The 18514-nt window shown below is 35.4% G+C and carries 18 protein-coding genes; 8 read left to right on the forward strand and 10 right to left on the reverse strand.

Going from position 1 to position 18514, the window contains the following annotated elements:
• Positions 1-13: 13 nt before the first annotated feature.
• The 3 genes from J2X31_RS10460 to J2X31_RS10470 are packed head-to-tail and all read right to left on the reverse strand — an operon-like array spanning position 14 to position 4185.
• Positions 14-2209, reverse strand: coding sequence for a PepSY domain-containing protein (locus J2X31_RS10460; RefSeq protein WP_310026571.1), 2196 nt, complete (start codon positions 2207-2209; stop codon positions 14-16).
• A gap of 11 nt (positions 2210-2220) precedes the next feature.
• Positions 2221-2709, reverse strand: coding sequence for a DUF2271 domain-containing protein (locus J2X31_RS10465; protein WP_310026573.1), 489 nt, complete (start codon positions 2707-2709; stop codon positions 2221-2223).
• Positions 2710-2712: 3 nt separating this feature from the next.
• A complete protein-coding gene (locus J2X31_RS10470; protein WP_310026575.1) occupies positions 2713-4185 on the reverse strand; it encodes an ankyrin repeat domain-containing protein in 1473 nt (490 codons plus the stop codon).
• A 228-nt stretch (positions 4186-4413) separates the two neighbouring features.
• Between J2X31_RS10470 and J2X31_RS10475 the strand changes: the two genes are divergently transcribed.
• Together J2X31_RS10475 and J2X31_RS10480 are read left to right on the forward strand one after the other, a co-directional pair.
• A complete protein-coding gene (locus J2X31_RS10475; protein ID WP_310026576.1) occupies positions 4414-5400 on the forward strand; it encodes an FAD:protein FMN transferase in 987 nt (328 codons plus the stop codon).
• Positions 5401-5579: 179 nt separating this feature from the next.
• A complete protein-coding gene (locus tag J2X31_RS10480) occupies positions 5580-6530 on the forward strand; it encodes a DUF4349 domain-containing protein (RefSeq protein WP_310026577.1) in 951 nt (316 codons plus the stop codon).
• 203 nt (positions 6531-6733) lie between these two features.
• Here J2X31_RS10480 and lpdA read toward each other — a convergent pair whose 3' ends face one another.
• The 3 genes from lpdA to J2X31_RS10495 form a co-directional block, all read right to left on the reverse strand.
• Positions 6734-8140 carry a dihydrolipoyl dehydrogenase gene (gene lpdA / locus J2X31_RS10485; RefSeq protein WP_310026578.1) on the reverse strand — a complete coding sequence of 469 codons (1407 nt, stop codon included), beginning with the start codon at positions 8138-8140 and terminating at the stop codon, positions 6734-6736.
• A gap of 105 nt (positions 8141-8245) precedes the next feature.
• Positions 8246-9598: a Na+/H+ antiporter NhaA gene (nhaA, locus tag J2X31_RS10490; protein WP_310026579.1), complete on the reverse strand. Its 1353-nt coding sequence runs from the start codon at positions 9596-9598 to the stop codon at positions 8246-8248.
• A gap of 95 nt (positions 9599-9693) precedes the next feature.
• Positions 9694-10152, reverse strand: coding sequence for an Lrp/AsnC family transcriptional regulator (locus J2X31_RS10495; RefSeq protein ID WP_310026580.1), 459 nt, complete (start codon positions 10150-10152; stop codon positions 9694-9696).
• A gap of 352 nt (positions 10153-10504) precedes the next feature.
• On the opposite strand from J2X31_RS10495, the gene J2X31_RS10500 reads away from it, so the two are divergent.
• Complete coding sequence (locus J2X31_RS10500; protein ID WP_310026581.1) at positions 10505-11722, forward strand: aminotransferase class I/II-fold pyridoxal phosphate-dependent enzyme; 1218 nt, start codon at positions 10505-10507, stop codon at positions 11720-11722.
• A 94-nt stretch (positions 11723-11816) separates the two neighbouring features.
• Here J2X31_RS10500 and J2X31_RS10505 read toward each other — a convergent pair whose 3' ends face one another.
• The 4 genes from J2X31_RS10505 to J2X31_RS10520 form a co-directional block, all read right to left on the reverse strand.
• A complete protein-coding gene (locus tag J2X31_RS10505; RefSeq protein WP_310026583.1) occupies positions 11817-13385 on the reverse strand; it encodes a L,D-transpeptidase family protein in 1569 nt (522 codons plus the stop codon).
• Positions 13386-13619: 234 nt separating this feature from the next.
• Positions 13620-13901, reverse strand: a complete 282-nt coding sequence (locus tag J2X31_RS10510) for a Txe/YoeB family addiction module toxin (RefSeq protein WP_310026584.1) — start codon at positions 13899-13901, stop codon at positions 13620-13622.
• Positions 13886-14104, reverse strand: coding sequence for a DUF2683 family protein (locus tag J2X31_RS10515; protein WP_310026585.1), 219 nt, complete (start codon positions 14102-14104; stop codon positions 13886-13888). Before J2X31_RS10515 ends, J2X31_RS10510 begins: the two co-directional genes overlap by 16 nt.
• A 106-nt stretch (positions 14105-14210) precedes the next feature.
• On the reverse strand, positions 14211-15890 hold the full coding sequence (locus J2X31_RS10520) for an amino acid permease (protein WP_310026586.1): 1680 nt from the start codon (positions 15888-15890) through the stop codon (positions 14211-14213).
• Positions 15891-16171: 281 nt separating this feature from the next.
• On the opposite strand from J2X31_RS10520, the gene J2X31_RS10525 reads away from it, so the two are divergent.
• The 5 genes from J2X31_RS10525 (at position 16172) to J2X31_RS10545 (ending at position 18512) form a co-directional block, all read left to right on the forward strand.
• A complete protein-coding gene (locus tag J2X31_RS10525; RefSeq protein ID WP_310026587.1) occupies positions 16172-16810 on the forward strand; it encodes a peroxiredoxin in 639 nt (212 codons plus the stop codon).
• Positions 16811-16897: 87 nt separating this feature from the next.
• The gene (locus J2X31_RS10530) at positions 16898-17206 is read left to right on the forward strand and encodes a thioredoxin family protein (protein ID WP_310026588.1); all 309 of its coding nucleotides are present in this window, start codon (positions 16898-16900) and stop codon (positions 17204-17206) included.
• Between the two features lie 12 nt (positions 17207-17218).
• Positions 17219-17476, forward strand: coding sequence for a DUF6952 family protein (locus tag J2X31_RS10535; RefSeq protein WP_310026590.1), 258 nt, complete (start codon positions 17219-17221; stop codon positions 17474-17476).
• A gap of 147 nt (positions 17477-17623) precedes the next feature.
• Positions 17624-18121: a thiol peroxidase gene (gene tpx, locus J2X31_RS10540; RefSeq protein WP_310026591.1), complete on the forward strand. Its 498-nt coding sequence runs from the start codon at positions 17624-17626 to the stop codon at positions 18119-18121.
• A gap of 16 nt (positions 18122-18137) precedes the next feature.
• Positions 18138-18512, forward strand: a complete 375-nt coding sequence (locus J2X31_RS10545) for a diacylglycerol kinase family protein (protein WP_310026593.1) — start codon at positions 18138-18140, stop codon at positions 18510-18512.
• Positions 18513-18514 lie beyond the last annotated feature (2 nt).

Genomic DNA, 18514 nt, shown 5'->3' on the forward strand with positions numbered 1-18514 from the left:
GTTGATTTTTTTATCAATAACAATCCGTCAGCAATTGATTTCTTGATTGATAAAAACCAATCGTTTCCATTTTTCGCTCAAGGCAAATGGCTTCCAGATTGGCAACAACCATTTGTTGCATAGCCAAGGAACCACAAATCATGATGACACCGCCATTTTGCAAAGTTTCAGCCATCAGATTGGCATCTCGAAGAACCAAATCCTTGACATATTGTTTTTCGCCTTGACGGGAATAAGCCAGATTTAATTGGGTAAGTTTTTCTTCTGATAAACCTTTTTCTAAATCATTTTTGTATAATTCATAAGAAGATTGATCACGGAAACCGCAATACAAATAGGTTTTTATTTTATTTCGATTTTCGTCAATCATCCCTAAAAACGGAGCGATTCCGGTTCCGTTGGAAATCATTACAACCGATTTTGATTTCTTCGGAAAATGAAAATGCTTGTTGCTACTCAAATATGCTTCAATGTTGTCACCCGGATTTAGTTGGTAGAGAAAACTGGAACCTAGTCCGTTTTGGTGCAATTTCACACTCAATTGAACTTCATTATTTACCTTTCCAATTGAATATAATCGTTCGCGATGATCGTTTGCAGGATAGATCGCCAACAAATCACCCGAAGTAAATTTTGCTTTTTTCTTGAATTTTAATCGGATTAAAAAAGATCCATCAACATGTGCGATTTCTGTTCTTTCGGTAACCACGAGCTGTTGGGTTCGCTTTGGTTTTAGATTCAAAAGTTTTGGCGAAATGTCGAATGGAATAGCTGTTTTTTGTGACCAAAGTGACGTCCATTTTTCAAAATCATCTGGCGATTTATCATCTACTGTATGAATTTCCAGCAAAGGTTCGGCCCAACTTTCCTGCAATAAAGCATTATGAACTTCAAAAGCAAATTGGCAAAAATCGGGATAGGCTTTCGAACCAAATCCGAGAACGGAAAAATGAACTGAATTAGGTTGTTGATTTTCTTTTATTTTTTGAAGAAACTTTGTTGCATTTGTTGGAGCATCTCCCAAACCATAAGTCGCCGTCATCACAATTAAATGTTCGGCTTTTGGATAAATGGTGCAATTATTTAATTCAGCAATAAATGATTTCTCACCATTTTTCAATAGTTCATTGTGAACGGCATTTGCATAACGAATTGTTGTTCCGTTTTCCGAACCTACCAAAATAATAAACTTGCAATCGTCTTTTTTATACTTATTTCTCAATTTATTTTTCATCCGCTTTAGCGTAATGGCAAAGCCAGAATAGATAAAAAACAGAATGTTCACACAGGCAATTGCTAAAATTATCGACCAAAGGGCACTAGCTCTTCCCGTATGTAAATCAAGACTTAAACTGTTGAAAATATTAGTTTTAGAATGATTTATTTCACTTAAAATTTCACCTGTAAATTGATTCACTACCATTTCACGATCCGTTAATTGAAGCGTGAAATAATCTTCTGGATCATCTGAAAAAGGGAATTCAATTTTTCTTACATCAGATAAAGGAATATCTTGAAAAACTTTAAAATCAGCAATTTCCTTTTTCGGTTCAGATGTAATTTTATCGAAATCAATATTGTGCGAAATCTTTTGTTCTGGAAAAATATTGAACTTCACAAGTGACAAATAAGTTCCTGTCAAGGCTATAATTATAATCGGAATAAGTGTCCATCTTCCCAAAACCACATGATAATACTGGAAAAAATTTTCCTTTATAATTTTGGTAAAAAAACGTTTGATGCCACGTTGTCTTTGAATGACCAAAACGGTTCCTGAAACGGCAATCAAAAGCAGTAAAAAAGAAACCAATCCGATAATAAAACGACCTGTTTCTTTCAAGAAAAGTGATCGATGCAAATTGGTTACCCATTGAAAAAACTCGTTCTTCTCTCCTACTTCTGCTATTTTTTTTCCTGTTTTGGGATTTGCATAAACCGACACATCATTTCCTTCCTGGTCAATCGCATTCAAAACTACAAACTGATTGTCATCTACAGCAATATCGAAAACTTCATCATAGTTTGAACGAAAATTTTCGATGGTTTCAGCAACATTCATTTCGCTAAAACCTTCTGTTTGATAAGGCTGAATCTTTTGGGAAACCGGCTCAAAAGCCAAGATAATCCCAGTGATGGAAGCCAATGCTATAAAAAGAAAAGAAGATATAGCCAAAGCTAAATGGCTATACCTCCAGATTGAAATTGTCATTCTTCTTGCTTTTAGTTAGCGTTCAAACGCACATATCGGATGTAACCCGTTCCTTCGTTCTTTTTGGCTAAATTTTCGGTCGTAAGTTCAAATTGAAGATCCTTTACATGATACTGCTGATTTTCAACAGCCGATTCAAAACGCAAGCTGTAACCTGCATTGATTTTAGAATTTTCTATTTCCATAACCGTCATACTTCTATCGCCACCTGAAACTGATGCACCTGAAATAGCGCTGATGTTCACTGGTTTTTTGGTTTGGAATTTGTTCCATTCCTTCAAATCTTTATACCATTGTTTGTCTGGTCCCATCATGTAAAGTGTTTTCTCATAAGCTCCTTTCGGATCAATCAACGAAACCACAATATAGGCTCCTTCGCCAGGATAATTGGTCATTTGGACCATACATTTATATTTTGTAACTCCATTTTTTTGTGCAAAAGAGTTAAAAGAAGTCAACGTGACTGCCAACAAAAGGCAAATTTTAAAGATGTTATTCATGGCTTATTTTAAAAAATCGATTGATACTTTGTTTTTGGTCAACATTTCGTTTTCGGAAGCCAAATCATAGGCCGTTTCTCCAAATTCTGTTGTTGTGTCTTTTTTTGCTCCAATTGATAAAAGATATTTTAGGATGGCGTCGTCTTTAGCAGTCAAGGCGGCTTGTTGTAAAGGCGTGATTCCGTCTTTGCTCTTGTGGTTGACATCCGCTTTGAATTCTTCGGAAATCTTTATCAACTCCAAGTCATTTTTGGCCAAAGCCAAGTGATAAACCGTAGTTCCATTTTTTTGTGGAGCTGCAAAATCCAAACCTTGTTCCCTCAAGATTTTTGTCTTTAATTCAAAATCTTCTCTCTTTCTTGGATTATAGGAATCCATCAAATACACGATTAGATTGTCACCATTGTTATCTACAACTTTACTGTCGGCTCCTTTTTCTTGAAGTAATCTTACAACTTCGGGTGTATTGCTTTTTATGGCAAAAGCCAATGCTGTAACTCCTTTTTTATTTTTATGATTGATGTCTTTTACTTTAGATGAAAGCATTTCTACCACATTAATTTCATGATTCGAACCTGCTGCATTCAAAAAAGGAGTGTTTCCTTCATTGTCTTCTTTATTGATATCGACACCTTTCGATAAAAAATATTCGATAATAGCTTTCTGCTTTTCTTTTCGAACAATGTAATGCAAAGCATTTTCTCCATTTTTACCGATAACGGTTGGTTTCAATTTCAAGCTCTCCAGATATTGATACACTTCTAGCGTATTAGCAGTTCCTCTTCCTCCTTGACTGGCCATTAGCATTGCATTATCGTTATATTTCACTCCTTTTCCGATCAAGGCTTTCAAAGTTGCAATGTTTCCCGTTCTTGAAGCATAATTAAAAGCCGTGTTACCGTCTTTGTCTGTACTTTTTATGTCCAAACCTTTATCAACAAAATAATTGATCAACTTAAAATCCTTATCGTGTGGAGCAACCAAAAGCAATGCATTTGCACCTTTATTATCCGAATCCTTTTTAGGATCAATTCCGTTCGCTATCAACAAATCATATACTTTAGTATTTTCCTGACCAGAGGAAGCAGCAAAATTTAAAGCCGAAGATCCTTTGTCGTCTAAAATATTGGTTTTAGCTCCACTTCTAAGCAATTGATCCAATATTTCAACATTTCCACGAAAGGCAGCCCAGAAAATATAGGTTCGTCCGTCGTGCGTCAATTTGTTCACATCATTTCCTTTTTGATCCAATAAAAATTTTATTACCTCATTAGAAGCTTGTTCGTTTATTGCTAAAACTACAGGGTCAAAGGCATTGCTGTTGAGTTCGGAAGGATTATTTCCCTTTTTGATTTCGGCTTCAACGGCTTGAATATTTGGATTTTTTTTCCAAAAAGAGCGATCTAGTAAAGTGTTTTCTTGAGAATGAACCGAAAAACTCAGCATAGTGACGGCAACAATAAAAAGTTGTTTCATTTTAAATGGATTGATTAGGTTTAGAAAAAATAATGACAGGCTTTTGTTAGCATTATTTTCTTACGGCAAAACTAATAAGAATGATTCTAAATAAAAAATTATTCATCGATTATATCGCTCCCAAATTGGAACTAAGACGTTAAATTATTCATAAAGCCATTTAAATTTCAAAGAAGGGATGAAATGAGAACTAAAGAATAAACTCTATTTTTGCCCTAACTTTAATCTATGAAAAAAATTATCTTCTGCTTATTTTTTTTGAATATAGCTTTTGCCTATTCACAAATTGCAAAAAACAGAGCTGTAACTTTGATGGGATCACGGTTTGATATTACTATTGTTGCAAAAGATGAAGCTACAGCAAATGCCTATATCGATTCTTCCGTTATTGAAATCAGCCGAATAGAAAATTTAATTTCCGATTGGATTCCAGAAAGTCAGGTTTCACAAATCAATAAATATGCAGGTATCAAACCCGTGAAGGTCGATAAAGAACTTTTGGAACTTACGAAAAGAGCCATACATTTTTCCGAACTAACCAAAGGAGCTTTTGATATTAGTTTTGCTGCGGCAGATAGAATCTGGAAATTTGATGGTTCGATGACTGCAATTCCTTCTGCAGAAGTTGTTTCTGAATCCGTAAAAAAAATTGGTTATCAGAACATAATCATCAATGAAGAAGAATCAACTGTTTTCCTGAAACTTCCGGGAATGAAAATTGGTTTTGGAGCAACCGGAAAAGGTTATGCAGCCGATAAAACCAAGGAATTGATGATTTCGAAAGGTGTTGAAGCAGGAATAATTAATGCTTCGGGCGATTTGAACACTTGGGGAAAACACCCCGATGGAAGTAATTGGATTATCGGAATCACAAACCCAATGAAGGAAGATGATTTGTTTGCCTTGTTTGAACTTTCTGGAACAGCCGTGGTCACTTCTGGAAATTATGAAAAATACATCATGCTTGACGGCAAACGCTATTCACACATCATAGATCCTAGAACGGGCTATCCTTCTTCCGGAGTTTCAAGCGTTACTGTTTTTGCCGATAGTGCCGAAACTGCAAATGGATTTTCTACGGCAATTATGGTTTTGGGTAAGAAAGCCGGATTGAAACTCTTGAAAAAAAACCCGCATCTTCAGGGAATCATAATAGACGACAAAGGCAAAATATTTTATTCCAAAAGATTCAAGGTGAAAAAATACAAACCTTGAGTAGTTTAAAAATACACTACTTTTATTTCTCATAAAATTTCTGGCACAGTTTTTAGTATTGTTTTAAATGTTAAAATAATCTAAAAAATACATAGCGCTATTGATTGAAAATTACACTACAACTTTCCGTATTTAAAACTGTAATTAAAATTAATAGTAACCCTTTAATATGATTTTTTATGAAAAATGCTTTGAAAAAAATTGATTCTAGAAATGAATTGATTTCAGTTCCAAAAGTTGGAATTGCCCTACTCCTTTTTGCCTTTGCACTTTCGTGTAAAAACTACTCTGAAACTGAAGAAGCTTCAATGGAAATGACTGAAAATGCTAAAGAAGCCGACATAGTTTCATCTTCTGCAGCAATAGAAAATAAGAACAGTGAACGAAAATTTGTTCGGACAGCTGATGCTAAATTCAAGGTAAAAAATGTAGCACAATCTACTTATGCTATTGAAAATGCTACTACAAAATTTGGTGGTTTTGTAACGTATACCAATTTGCAAAGTAGTGTTTCTGAAAAGTTTGATACCAAAATCAGTCAGGACAGTATTTTGGAAACTACACGATATAAAGTTGAAAACAATATTACGATTCGTGTTCCAAACACTCAATTGGATACGGTTATCAAAACGATTGCCCAGCAAATCGATTTTCTGGATTATCGTGTGATTAAGGCTGATGATGTTTCCTTGCAAATGTTGAGCAATCAGTTAGCCCAAAACAGAAGCAAGAATTACGAGAACAGATTAGAAAAAGCGATTGATGAAAAAGGCAGAAAGCTTAAAGAAATCAATCCTTCGGAAGAAAATTTAAACAATCAGAAAGAAATTAACGACAACAGAAAATTGGAAAATCTTGCTTTGAATGACAAGGTTAATTTCAGTACGATTTCATTATACATTTATCAGCCTGAAACTACAAAACAGGAAATGGTGGTGAACAATGCAGACATCAGTGCTTTTCGACCACATATTGGGATTCAGATTGTGGATGGATTGAAAACGGGTTGGTATATTTTGGAAGGTATAATTGGTTTTATTGTACAACTTTGGTCGTTGATTTTACTTGGATTTATTGGCTATATCGTTTATAAAAAATATTTGAAGAAACAAATTTCCAAGGCAATCTAGGGAAAAGGTTCCGAAGATGCGGAAAGTTTCCATCTAGAGCCCCGACTGGAGGGATCTCGTCTTTTGGACGAGAGGAAGGAAGGCGGGAACAAGGATTATTTTATTCCCTACCGATTCGCTCCTAATAAAAAACCCGCTTCTTTTGGAAACGGGTTTAGTTTTTTTATACCTACAAGGTTTTGAAAACCTTGCAGGAGATAGGATTACATGTGCAAAGGTCTATTTTCAGTTGCGGCAAGTGCGGCTTCTTTTACAGCTTCCGCATAAGTTGGATGTGCATGACTCATTCTTGAAATGTCTTCGGCTGAGGCTTTGAACTCCATTGCTACAACTGCTTCGGCAATTAAATCGGCAGTTCGGGCACCAATCATGTGGATTCCTAGAACTTCGTCTGTTTTCTTGTCGGCAAGGATTTTCACGAAACCGTCTGTATCGCCACTTGCACGGGAACGTCCCAAGGCTTTGAAAGGGAAACTTCCGGCTTTGTACTCCACTCCTGCTTCTTTCAACTGCTCTTCTGTTTTACCAACAGCGGCAACTTCTGGCCAAGTGTAAACTACTCCTGGAATCAAGTTATAATCAATATGTGGTTTTTGTCCAGCGATTGTTTCGGCAACGAAAACCCCTTCTTCTTCGGCTTTGTGGGCCAACATTGCACCTTTGACAACGTCTCCGATGGCATAGATGTTTGAAACGGATGTTTGCAAATGATCGTTTACTTCAATTTGACCTCTTTCGGTGATTTTCACACCCGCTTTGTCGGCATTCAAACCGTCAGTATAAGGACGACGACCTACAGAAACTAGAGCATAATCGCCATCAAGCGTGATGGTTTCGCCTTTTGCATTTTCGGCCTGAACTTGAACATCGCTTCCATTTCTTTCTACTGATTTCACTTTGTGCGAAGTGTAGAATTTCATTCCTTGTTTCTTCAAGACTTTTGTCAATTCTTTAGACAGACCAGCATCCATCCCTGGAATGATTCTGTCTAAATATTCTACTACAGAAACTTGAGCACCAAGACGAAGATAGACTTGTCCTAACTCTAATCCGATAACGCCACCACCAATAACGATAAGGTGTTTCGGAACTTCTTTTAAGTTTAATGCTTCTGTTGAAGTGATGATTTTTTCTTTATCAATTTTGATAAATGGCAAAGAAGATGGTTTTGAACCTGTTGCAATTATGGTGTTTTTTGCTTCAAGTGTTTCAGAAGAACCGTCGGCTTTGGTAACTTTTACGTGAGTTGCATCTTCGAATGAACCAACACCTTCAAAAACCGTGATTTTATTTTTGTCCATTAAATATTTAATGCCTGAAACGTTTTGGTCCACAACCGAAGCTTTTCTGGCAATCATTTGCTCGATTGAGAATTTGATTTCGCCTGAAATTTCAATTCCGTGTTCCTTAAAATGGGAAATGGCATCGTGATAATGGTGTGAAGAATCTAGTAATGCTTTTGATGGAATACAACCCACATTAAGGCAAGTTCCGCCAAGGGTTGGATATTTTTCTATGATTGCGGTATTGAAACCTAATTGTGCACAACGGATTGCTGCTACATATCCACCTGGTCCTGAACCGATAACGACTACGTCAAATGAACTCATATTATATTGTTTTGTGTGTTTAAATTTTTGCAGTACAAAATTACGGAAGTTTTTTTGTTTAAGGTTTAATTCGGTTTAAAGTTTTCTAATTTCCTACTATTACAATTAAGAAACAACTTTAGCCATTTCCTTTTTCGAATTTCTACTCAAAATAAGATATCCTGCAACACCTGCAATAATTGAGGCAACAAAAATTGCTATTTTGGCTTGGGTGATGTGTTCCTGATTTTCATAGGCCAAAGTGGTGATGAAAAGACACATCGTGAAACCAACTCCTGAAAGAATACTGATTCCGAAAAGGTGGTTCATATTCATTTTCATTGGAAGTTTAACTAACTTTAATTTTAGGAGGATAAAGGTTACACCAAAAATTCCAAGAAACTTTCCTGCTAATAAACCCACTACAATTCCCGAGAAAATGTTGTTTGAAAATAAATCGGAAAAGTTGACATTGAAAACCACTCCTGCATTTGCCAAAGCGAAAATTGGCATGACTACAAAAGACACAACAGGATGCAAACCATGTTCCAAACGTTGCAAAGGTGGCATGGCATGACTGGTAATGGATTTCATATTTTTCATGATATACCACTTCTCTTTAGTAAGCGTTGGACCAGTTAATGCTCCTGTTTCTCCAAGACTGGCAATATAATTTCTTATCTTTTTAAGAAAACCTGCTTCACTGATTTTGGTTGTGGCAGGAATGGTAAAAGCTACTAAAACGGCGGCGATTGTGGCATGAACACCCGAAAGTAAAAAGGGAAGCCAAACTCCTAAAATTCCAACTATTCCGTAGAAAACCGTACTTCTCACACCTACTCTATTAGCAATCACCAAAAGAATGAAAAAAGCCATACCTATCATTAAACTAACAAATGAAATTTCACTAGTATAAACAAAAGCAATGATCAAAACGGCTCCCAAATCATCGACAATACCGAAGGCAGTGAAAAATATTTTTACAGATGCTGGAATTCTGTCGCCAAGCAAATATAAAATTCCCAAGACAAAAGCGATGTCGCACGCCATCGGGATTCCCCAACCATCAAGAACTGCGGTATCGGAACTGTTGAAAAAATAAAAAATCAAGGCTGGAAAAATCATTCCTGAAATTCCCACAATTATAGGTAAGATCGCGTTTTTGACACCCGACAATTGTCCGTCGACCATTTCGCGTTTTAGCTCCAAACCGAGTACGAAGAAAAATATCGAAATCAGACCATCGTTGATCCAATGGTGCAAATCATAATCAACAAAAGGATTTCCGTTGAAATTTAATGAAATTCTGTTTTTCCAAAGTCCTAAAAACCAATCGGACCAAGGAGAATTGGCTAAAGCTACAGCAATAATTGTAGCAACTAGAAGCACAACTCCACCCATAACGGAATTACTGATGAATGATTTTAGTGGATTGATGACGTATTTGTCAACGGGAGCTAAACGTAATTGGTCTGGCATAAATATTATTTTTAGGTTTTATCCCAAAAATAGCTTTTTTAAACCTTAAAAACCAATGAAATATTAGAATATTAGGATTTTTTTGGGATATAAAATCAGATTGAAAACGATGTTGTGTTTTTTACTTCTCCAATCATAAAAGTGCTGTGTGTGCTACCGATATGTTGCAAGGTGGTGAGTTTGGTGACCATAAATTCACGGTATTCTTCCATGTTTTCTACACAGATTTTCAAGATATAATCATAATCACCACTGACGTGGAAGCATTCGAGAACTTCTGTTAATTGCACAACTTCCTTTTCGAATTGGGAAATAAATTCCTTGGTGTGTTGCATGAGTTTTAGATGACAGAATACGACGAAGCCTTTTTGTATTTTATTTCGGTTGAGAAGGACGACGTATTTGTCGATAATTTTTTCGCGTTCTAGTTTTTTTATTCGTTCATAAACAGCTGTAACGGAAAGATTTAACTTTAAGGACAACTCTTTTGTGGTTTGCTTTGAATCTTCCTGCAGAAATTGGAGTAGTTTTTTATCGATGGCATCTAAATTCATTTGGAAATATTTTCGGTTTAAATGAAATTACTTATGTTTTAATGTAAATAAAATTGCAAATATAGGTTATTGTAGGTTTATTTTCTAAATATAGACGACAAGGTTGATTAATAATCTAATTGTTTGTTGTTTTGGAAAAGATTCCAAAGCGAAAATGGATTGTCCAATAGCCCCGACTGGAGGGAAAATCCTTTTTTGTCTCGTTTCTTTTAACGAGACAAAAAAGATTGGAAGGAAGGCGGGAACAAGGATTGCTGAAATGCCCAAGCTTTTCGCTTCTAAAAAATAGCAATTTCAAAAATCAATTTCAATAGCATTTTCAATAGCAATAACAATTTTAAAAATATACAATATGAAAAATTTTAATCCGGCTGATAATATTCAGGATCTGCAGTATTTTGGAGAATTTGGTGGTGTGAATCCATCGATTTCTGATTCATCAACTTATACGTTTTTGTCGGCCAAGACGATGTTTGACACTTTTGAAGGCAATGCTGAAGGCTGTTATCTATATTCACGCCACTCCTCGCCTAGCAATTTGTATTTGGATAAAGCTTTGGCAGCAATGGAAGGAACGGAATCTGCGAATGTTTCTGCTTCGGGAATGGGTGCGATTACGCCAACGCTTTTGCAATTGTGCGGAAGTGGCGACCATATTGTTTCGAGCCGAACGATTTATGGCGGAACATATGCCTTCTTGAAGAATTTTACACCGAAATTTGGTATCAAGACCACTTTTGTGGACATCACAAAATTGGATGTTATAGAGGCTTCGATTACGCCAAACACGAAGGTTTTGTATTGTGAAACAGTGAGTAATCCGTTGCTTGAAGTGGCTGATATTGCTGGTTTGGCAAAGATTGCAAAGAAACATAATATTAAATTGGTGGTGGACAATACGTTTTCGCCATTGTCGGTTGCTCCAGCGAAATTGGGAGCTGATATTGTGATTCATAGTTTAACAAAATACATCAACGGAAGCAGTGATACGGTTGGTGGTGTGGTTTGTGCTTCGCAGGAATTCATCAACGATTTGAAGAATGTGAACAACGGAGCGAGTATGCTTTTGGGTCCGACGATGGACAGTTTGCGTTCGGCGAGTGTGATGAAAAACTTGAGAACGTTGCACATCAGGATGAAGCAACACAGCCATAATGCACAGTTTTTGGCGGATAAATTTGAGCAGGCTGGTTTAAAAACAGTTTATCCGGGATTGAAAAGCCATCCGAGCCACGAATTGTATAAAAGCATGATTAATCCTGAATATGGTTTTGGTGGAATGATGACGGTTGACGTAGGAAGTTTGGACAAGGCGAATGAGTTGATGGAGTTAATGCAACAACGAAATCTGGGCTATTTGGCGGTTAGTTTAGGGTTTTACAAGACGTTGTTTAGTGCTCCTGGAACTTCTACTTCGAGCGAAATTCCGTTGGAAGAACAGATAGAAATGGGATTGACAGATGGTTTGATTCGATTTTCTATTGGATTGGATAACGATATTCAGAGGACTTTTGATATGATGGAGGCTTGTATGATGGAATTGGGGATTTTGAAAATGGAAAGAGCTTAAACACAGATTTCGCAGATTCTTATAAATACAAATTCCACTAATATACACGAAATGATTTGTGTATATTAGTGGAATTTGTGTTTAAACTATTTAATTATTTGGCTTCTGTATATAATAAATGAGCCAATTTGTCGTCTTTTTTATAGATGTCCTGATAGAAGCTCACAGTGCCATTTTCATCTGCCCATGCTGTGAAGTAGGCTATATAAACTGGAATTTTATGGTTTAATGTATAATGCTTTTCGGTTCCAGCATTCATGGCTTCATCGATTTTCTTGGCATTCCATTTTTTGTCGCCTTCCAAAATGGCATTGGCTAATTCTTTTGCTTTTTCTACACGAACACAACCGTGGCTCAAAGCTCTGGTATCTCTTCCGAAAAGGCTTTTTGCAGGTGTATCATGAAGGTAGATGTTGTTTGAATTTGGAAACATGAATTTCACAAGTCCAAGCGAATTGTTTTTTCCAGGTTTTTGACGCACGTTTCCATTGTTCCATTCCATATTGTGTTTTGCGAGGTAGTCGCCATCAGCATCCATTCCTGGTTTGATTTCGTTTTTGATGATGCTTGGTGGAATGTTCCAATACGGACTAAAAACGATATAACTCATTTCGCCACTGAAAATTACGGTTTGATTTAGCTCTTTTCCAACCACAACATTCGACTCTAAAACCCTTTTTCCGTCACGAAAATATTGCATTCTGTAGGAAGGAATGTTCACTGCAACAAGTTCTTTAGAGTTCATGGTTTCAGGATTGATCCAACGGCAACGTTCCATGTTTACGATGATGGTTTTGATTCTATCTTCGACCGAAACATTCATTTCTTTGACAATGGCTGGACCAATTTTATCATCGAATTTACGATGGTGACGGCTTTCATATTTGGTCAAGGCATCTTTTAAATCATTATCAAAAACAGATTTCCCAGAATCGTTTTTCAAATCGCCAATCAGGAATAATTTTTTCCTGATTTGAACAATTGCAGATGATGAATCGCCAGGTTTTAGTGATTTCACTCCTTCAGGCAATTCGATTTTTCCCCAACTTCCTGCTTTTTGGATTTCTCTAAATTTGTGTAATGCTTTTTTTAGGTTATAATATTGACCAATTAATTCTCCCTTGTCTTTTTTTATCAAGTAAGGATCTTTTAGCAAGGAATCAAGATAATCAACATAGGAAACATTTTCACGAGGCAAATACCATCCGGTTTGCTTGCTTTTTTCTGGATCTAAACCTTGCAGAACGTTTTTAGTGTAGAAAAAATACATCGAACTCACCAAAAAATCGCTTTCTGGACCTGCTTTTTTGCTTTCTCTTTGATCAAAAAGTTCGTCAATTTGTTTTTTGTAGGGCATTTCGGCTTGAACGCCATCGTTCTTTAATTGATTGATTCTGTTGTATAAAACTTCGGCGAAATCAATTCGTCCATCCTTATCATACCAAACATAATGGTAATTTCTTTTCTTGTAGACTTCTTTTATTTCGGATTCAAATGATTTAAAATCAGGGTATTTAACAAAGAAAGAAGCTATTTGTGTGCTGTCGAATTTAACTAAATCTTCAGGAGCAACAACAGCTGATTTTTCATCTTTCTTCTTACAGGAAACGGTCATCAAAAGCGAACCCGCAAAAAGGATTAGATATAATTTAAGGTTTTTCATAGATTGTTTTTTTATTTTAAATATACATAAAAAACAATAGTAATGAAAAGGCTTAACAGGAATTTAAGGTTTGAAACTCTGATTATACCGATTTTAAAATAATGGATACAAATTTCACTAATTTACACTAATTACTTTTCTGGATTTGAACAAATTTATAGGTCTTTAGTTATTTGATTCGTATAAAAAATCCCGCTATGAATATAACAGGATCCTTTGTAGTTTTTTGTAAAATTATTTATCTCCGTAATGTCCTATGACTGAAACAATCTCAACAGTTACGATTTCTTCTTCGACAGTATATATCAATCTATATTTTTGATTTATTCTTCTTGACCAAAAACCAACAAGTGTGTGTTTAAGTTGTTCGGGCTTTCCTATTCCAGTATAGGGGTGTTCTTCCAACTCGTTGACAATAGCTAATATTTTATTCAATACAGCTTTATTTCCATACTTTTTATGCTTTTGTAAATCGCTAATAGCAGTTTCAGTATAATTAACTATATACTTTCCCATAACTTATCAGCTTTAATAGTAACTCTTTTGTCGTTTTTGTGAGAGTTCAGAACTTTCTTTACAAATTCAGGATTGTAAGGGCTTTTTTCTTTTTCATCATTTTCTGTAATAACAACACCTTTGCTGTTTTCAGAAAGCAATTTTGCCATTTCAAAAAGAAGCTTTCCTTCTTTTGTACGTTTATTTATTGTTATCGTTGTCATAGCCTATAGTTTACAGTTTCACAAATATACAAAAAATCATGCCACAAACATATTCATCTAATCCTTCTGATCTTGAGAAATCATATCCAGTGAACCAACAACAATTTTATAATTTTTGAAAATTCAGTTTACTTTTTTTATAACCATAAATAAAGTAAAAAAACAACCCAATAACCAGCCAAACTCCAAACCACATCCAGTTGGAAACGGCCATTCCTGTTAATAAATAGCAACAAGAAACCAATCCTAATAAAGGAATTAAGGATAGATTTTTGAAGAAGGACAAAAAAGTCATCACTACACAAACTAATAGAAATACTAGCATTGGTAGATTAGTAGCTATCTTTCCATCAGAAAAATCAAGAATATCGTTGAAGAATGTTGGAAGATAGATTATAATTAATGCAACAGCAATTAACATTATTGCAGGAAAAATATATTTTGAATTCACATACGGAATTCTGAATTTTCCTTTTGTTGCTCTTTCTGCCAATTCGGCTTCACTTTGAGGCGAAAGCATCAGAACACCACCACAAACCAAGACAAAAGCAAATAAGGTTCCGATGCTAGTAAAGTCTAATACAAAATTTTCATCGGTAAAAAAGATGGGAATCCCAACAACTAAACCAGTAACGATAGTAGCAAAACTCGGTGTTTTATATTTTGGGTGGATGTTTGAAAATTTCTTCGGCATCAGTCCATCACGGCTCATGGTCATCCAAATTCTTGGTTGTCCCATCTGAAAAACCAGTAAAACGCTTGTCATGGCCACAACGGCAGCAATTGACACAATAAACAACATCCACTTTACACCTTTCAATGCGAAAATTTCTGCTAAAGGATCGCTTACACCAAGTAATTCATACGAAACCATTCCAGTGATTACTAAAGCTAAAACCACAAAAACCGCCGTACAAATTACGAGCGAATAAATCATTCCTTTCGGCAAATCACGTTGTGGATTCTTGCTTTCTTCTGCCAAAGTAGAAACGGCATCAAAACCAATATAAGCGAAAAAAACAGCTGAAACTCCCGCCATAACACCGCCAAATCCGTTTGGCATAAAAGGTGTCCAATTGTCGATATCTACATAAAAAGCACCCACTATAATCACCAATGCAATAATAGCCAACTTGATGTAAACCATTGCATTACTGAAGTTTTTAGATTCTTTCGTTCCTCTATAAACTAAATACGTAATTAATACATTGATGACAACTGCCGGTAAATCGAAGATGACTCTTAATCCGCCAATAATTGGGGCATTTTGCCAAGCCAAAAGACCTTCTGCACCTTTATTTGCCAAGAAAGCTGCGTGAGCCGATTTGTAGTTTATAGTAAGCCATTCGGGTAAATGAATGTGAAAGGTTTCTAATAAATTAGTAAAATAGCCGCTCCATGAAAAAGCGATATAAATGTTTCCGATGGAATATTCCATAATTAATGCCCAGCCAATTATCCAAGCGAATAATTCTCCAAACGAAACGTAAGCATAGGTATAGGCACTTCCTGAAACAGGAACACGTGAAGCAAATTCAGCATAACACATGGCGGTAAATCCACACGCAATGGCACACATCACATACAAAAGTACAACAGCCGGACCTCCAGAAAAACAAGCATTTCCAATAGCACTAAAAGTTCCTCCGCCAATAATCGCAGCTATTCCAAAAAAAGTTAAATCTTTAACCGTCAACACTTTATTCAAACCAGAATGTTCACCATCCCCTCCTTCTTTAACTATAGTATTGATTGACTTTTTTCTGAATAAATTGGAAAAACTCATAATGTTAATTTCTTTTTAAATAATTTAATGTTTGATCATTATTTTTAACAAAAAACAAATATATAAAACCAAACCTAAAAATAGGATTTAAGAAATAGAAAATTAGATAAACTATGATTCATACAATTATTACACTTTAAAATTACAAATTTGACAATTTCAGAAAATAGATAGTCAAAAACTATTCTATAATAAATAATTATAATAATTTCTGATAGTATTTTCGAAAGCATCTGCCCTATTTTTGCAACATCAAAAAATAACCATTAAAAAATATATTTATGTCATTAGTAGGTAAAAAATTTCCAAGTATTGCAGTTGATGCCATTTCTGAAATGGGCGACAATTTAAAAATCAACATCTTTGAAGAAGCAGTAAACAACAACAAAAAAGTATTGTTGTTTTGGTATCCAAAAGATTTTACATTCGTTTGTCCAACTGAATTACATGCTTTTCAGGCTGCTTTGCCAGAATTCAACAAAAGAAATACAATCGTGATTGGAGCTTCTTGCGATACCAACGAAGTGCACTTTGCTTGGTTGAATACAGCAAAAGATAACGGTGGAATCGAAGGAGTTACCTATCCTCTTTTGGCTGATACAAACCGTAATTTGGCCAACATCCTAGGAATTCTTGACATTGAATCTACAAGCTACAGCGAAGAAACAGATTCAGTTATCATCGAAGGTTCAAACGTAACGTACAGAGCGACTTATCTGATTGACGAAACCGGTAAAATTTTCCACGAAAGTGTAAACGACATGCCGTTGGGAAGAAACGTAAACGAATACTTGAGATTGGTTGACGCCTATACTCACGTTCAAGAAAAAGGTGAAGTTTGTCCTGCAAACTGGGAAGAAGGAAAACAAGCTATGAGTGCTGACAGAGTTAGTACGGCAGCTTATTTGTCTCAAAACTAAAAATATAAATTCCAAATTTTGAAATTCCAAATTCCAATTCCTTATGTTGGAATTTGGTTTTTTAGATTTGAAAATTAAAAAAAAACTATGTTAATCGAATTAAACGAAGATACTTTACAAGATTTAGTAGCAAAAACCAAAAAGGTAATTGTTCAATATTCAGCTTCGTGGTGCGGTAACTGCCGTATCATGAAACCAAAATTCAAGAAATTGGCTTCGGAAAACGAAGATGTGACTTTTGTTTTGGTTGATGCCGAAAAATCTCCTGAATCAAGAAAATTGGCCAATGTTTCCAATCTTCCAACTTTTGCCACTTTCGTGGATGGACTACTGGTAAACGAAACCCAAACCAACAAGGCTGAAGTTCTAACAGAATTGCTTGTTGAAATATTATAAAAATCTCAAAAGATGAAACTACCTGTTATTAAACATCTTACTCAATTCATTGAGGAGAACGACCAAGATTATATTATCGAAGCTATTGAAGTTCTTGAGGCTTTAACCGAAGTCCCATCTTTGAAAGATGAAGAGCTGGATGTCATTGGGGAATTGATTTCCAATATGTATGGTGCTTTGGAAGTAGATAAAATGGTAAAGGAAGGAACCGACAAAAAAGAAGCTCTAAACGCTTTCATGAAAAGGGTTTTAGGTTCGATCGATAAATAAATCTTGTTTAGAAAATGCAAAAGCTCTCTTTTTAGGGAGCTTTTTTTGTTGTTCAAAAGTCTGATTTCACGTTGTCTGTTTGCCTTCATTTATTTTTATTCCCAATATAATTTTCATACTTTTGACCCCTAATAAAACATAAACAAAATGGCTTCAATTACATTAGGAGGAAATCCGATACATACATCTGGTGAATTACCAAAAACAGGTTCAAAAGCAACTGATTTTAAACTTGTTAAAAACGACTTATCTGTAGTTTCATTGGCAGATTTTGCAGGAAGCAAATTGGTTTTGAATATTTTCCCAAGTGTAGATACGGGAACTTGTGCTGCATCTGTTAGAAAATTCAACGAAAAGGCAAGCCAATTGGAAAACACAAAAGTATTGTGCATTTCAAGAGATTTACCTTTTGCCCAAAAACGTTTTTGTGGTGCTGAAGGATTGGAAAATGTTGTCAATCTATCTGATTTTAAAGACGGAAGTTTTGGAAAAGACTACGGTTTAGAAATGCTTGACGGTCCATTGGCTGGTTTGCATTCAAGAGTGGTTGTGGTAATTGATGAAAATGGGAATGTTTCTTATACAGAACAAGTTCCTGAAATTGCTGATGAGCCGAATTATGATGCAGCCTTAACAGCTCTTTAATTCTTCTTCTATTTAAATGAAAAACGACAACTCTTTTGTTACCGGAAGATTAAAAAGTTTTAAGTTCGCCATACTTGGCGCCTATAAATTAGTGACAACTGAACACAGCATTATGGTTCAATTTTCACTTGGTGTATTGATAAGTATTGCCGGATTTTATTTCGAAATCACCAAAACCGAATGGCTTTTTCAAACCTTGGCAATTGGTTTGGTTTTGAGTATTGAAGGTCTAAATACTGCCGTAGAAAAAATTGCAGATTTTATCCATCCGGATTTTCATAGTAGAATAGGATTTATAAAGGATATTGCCGCCGGTGCTGTGTTTTTTGCTGCAATTGCCGCACTTGCAATTGGATGCATTATCTATATTCCTATAATTATGAGCCTGTAAAA

The organism is Flavobacterium arsenatis, assembly GCF_031456785.1.
GTDB lineage: Bacteria > Bacteroidota > Bacteroidia > Flavobacteriales > Flavobacteriaceae > Flavobacterium > Flavobacterium arsenatis.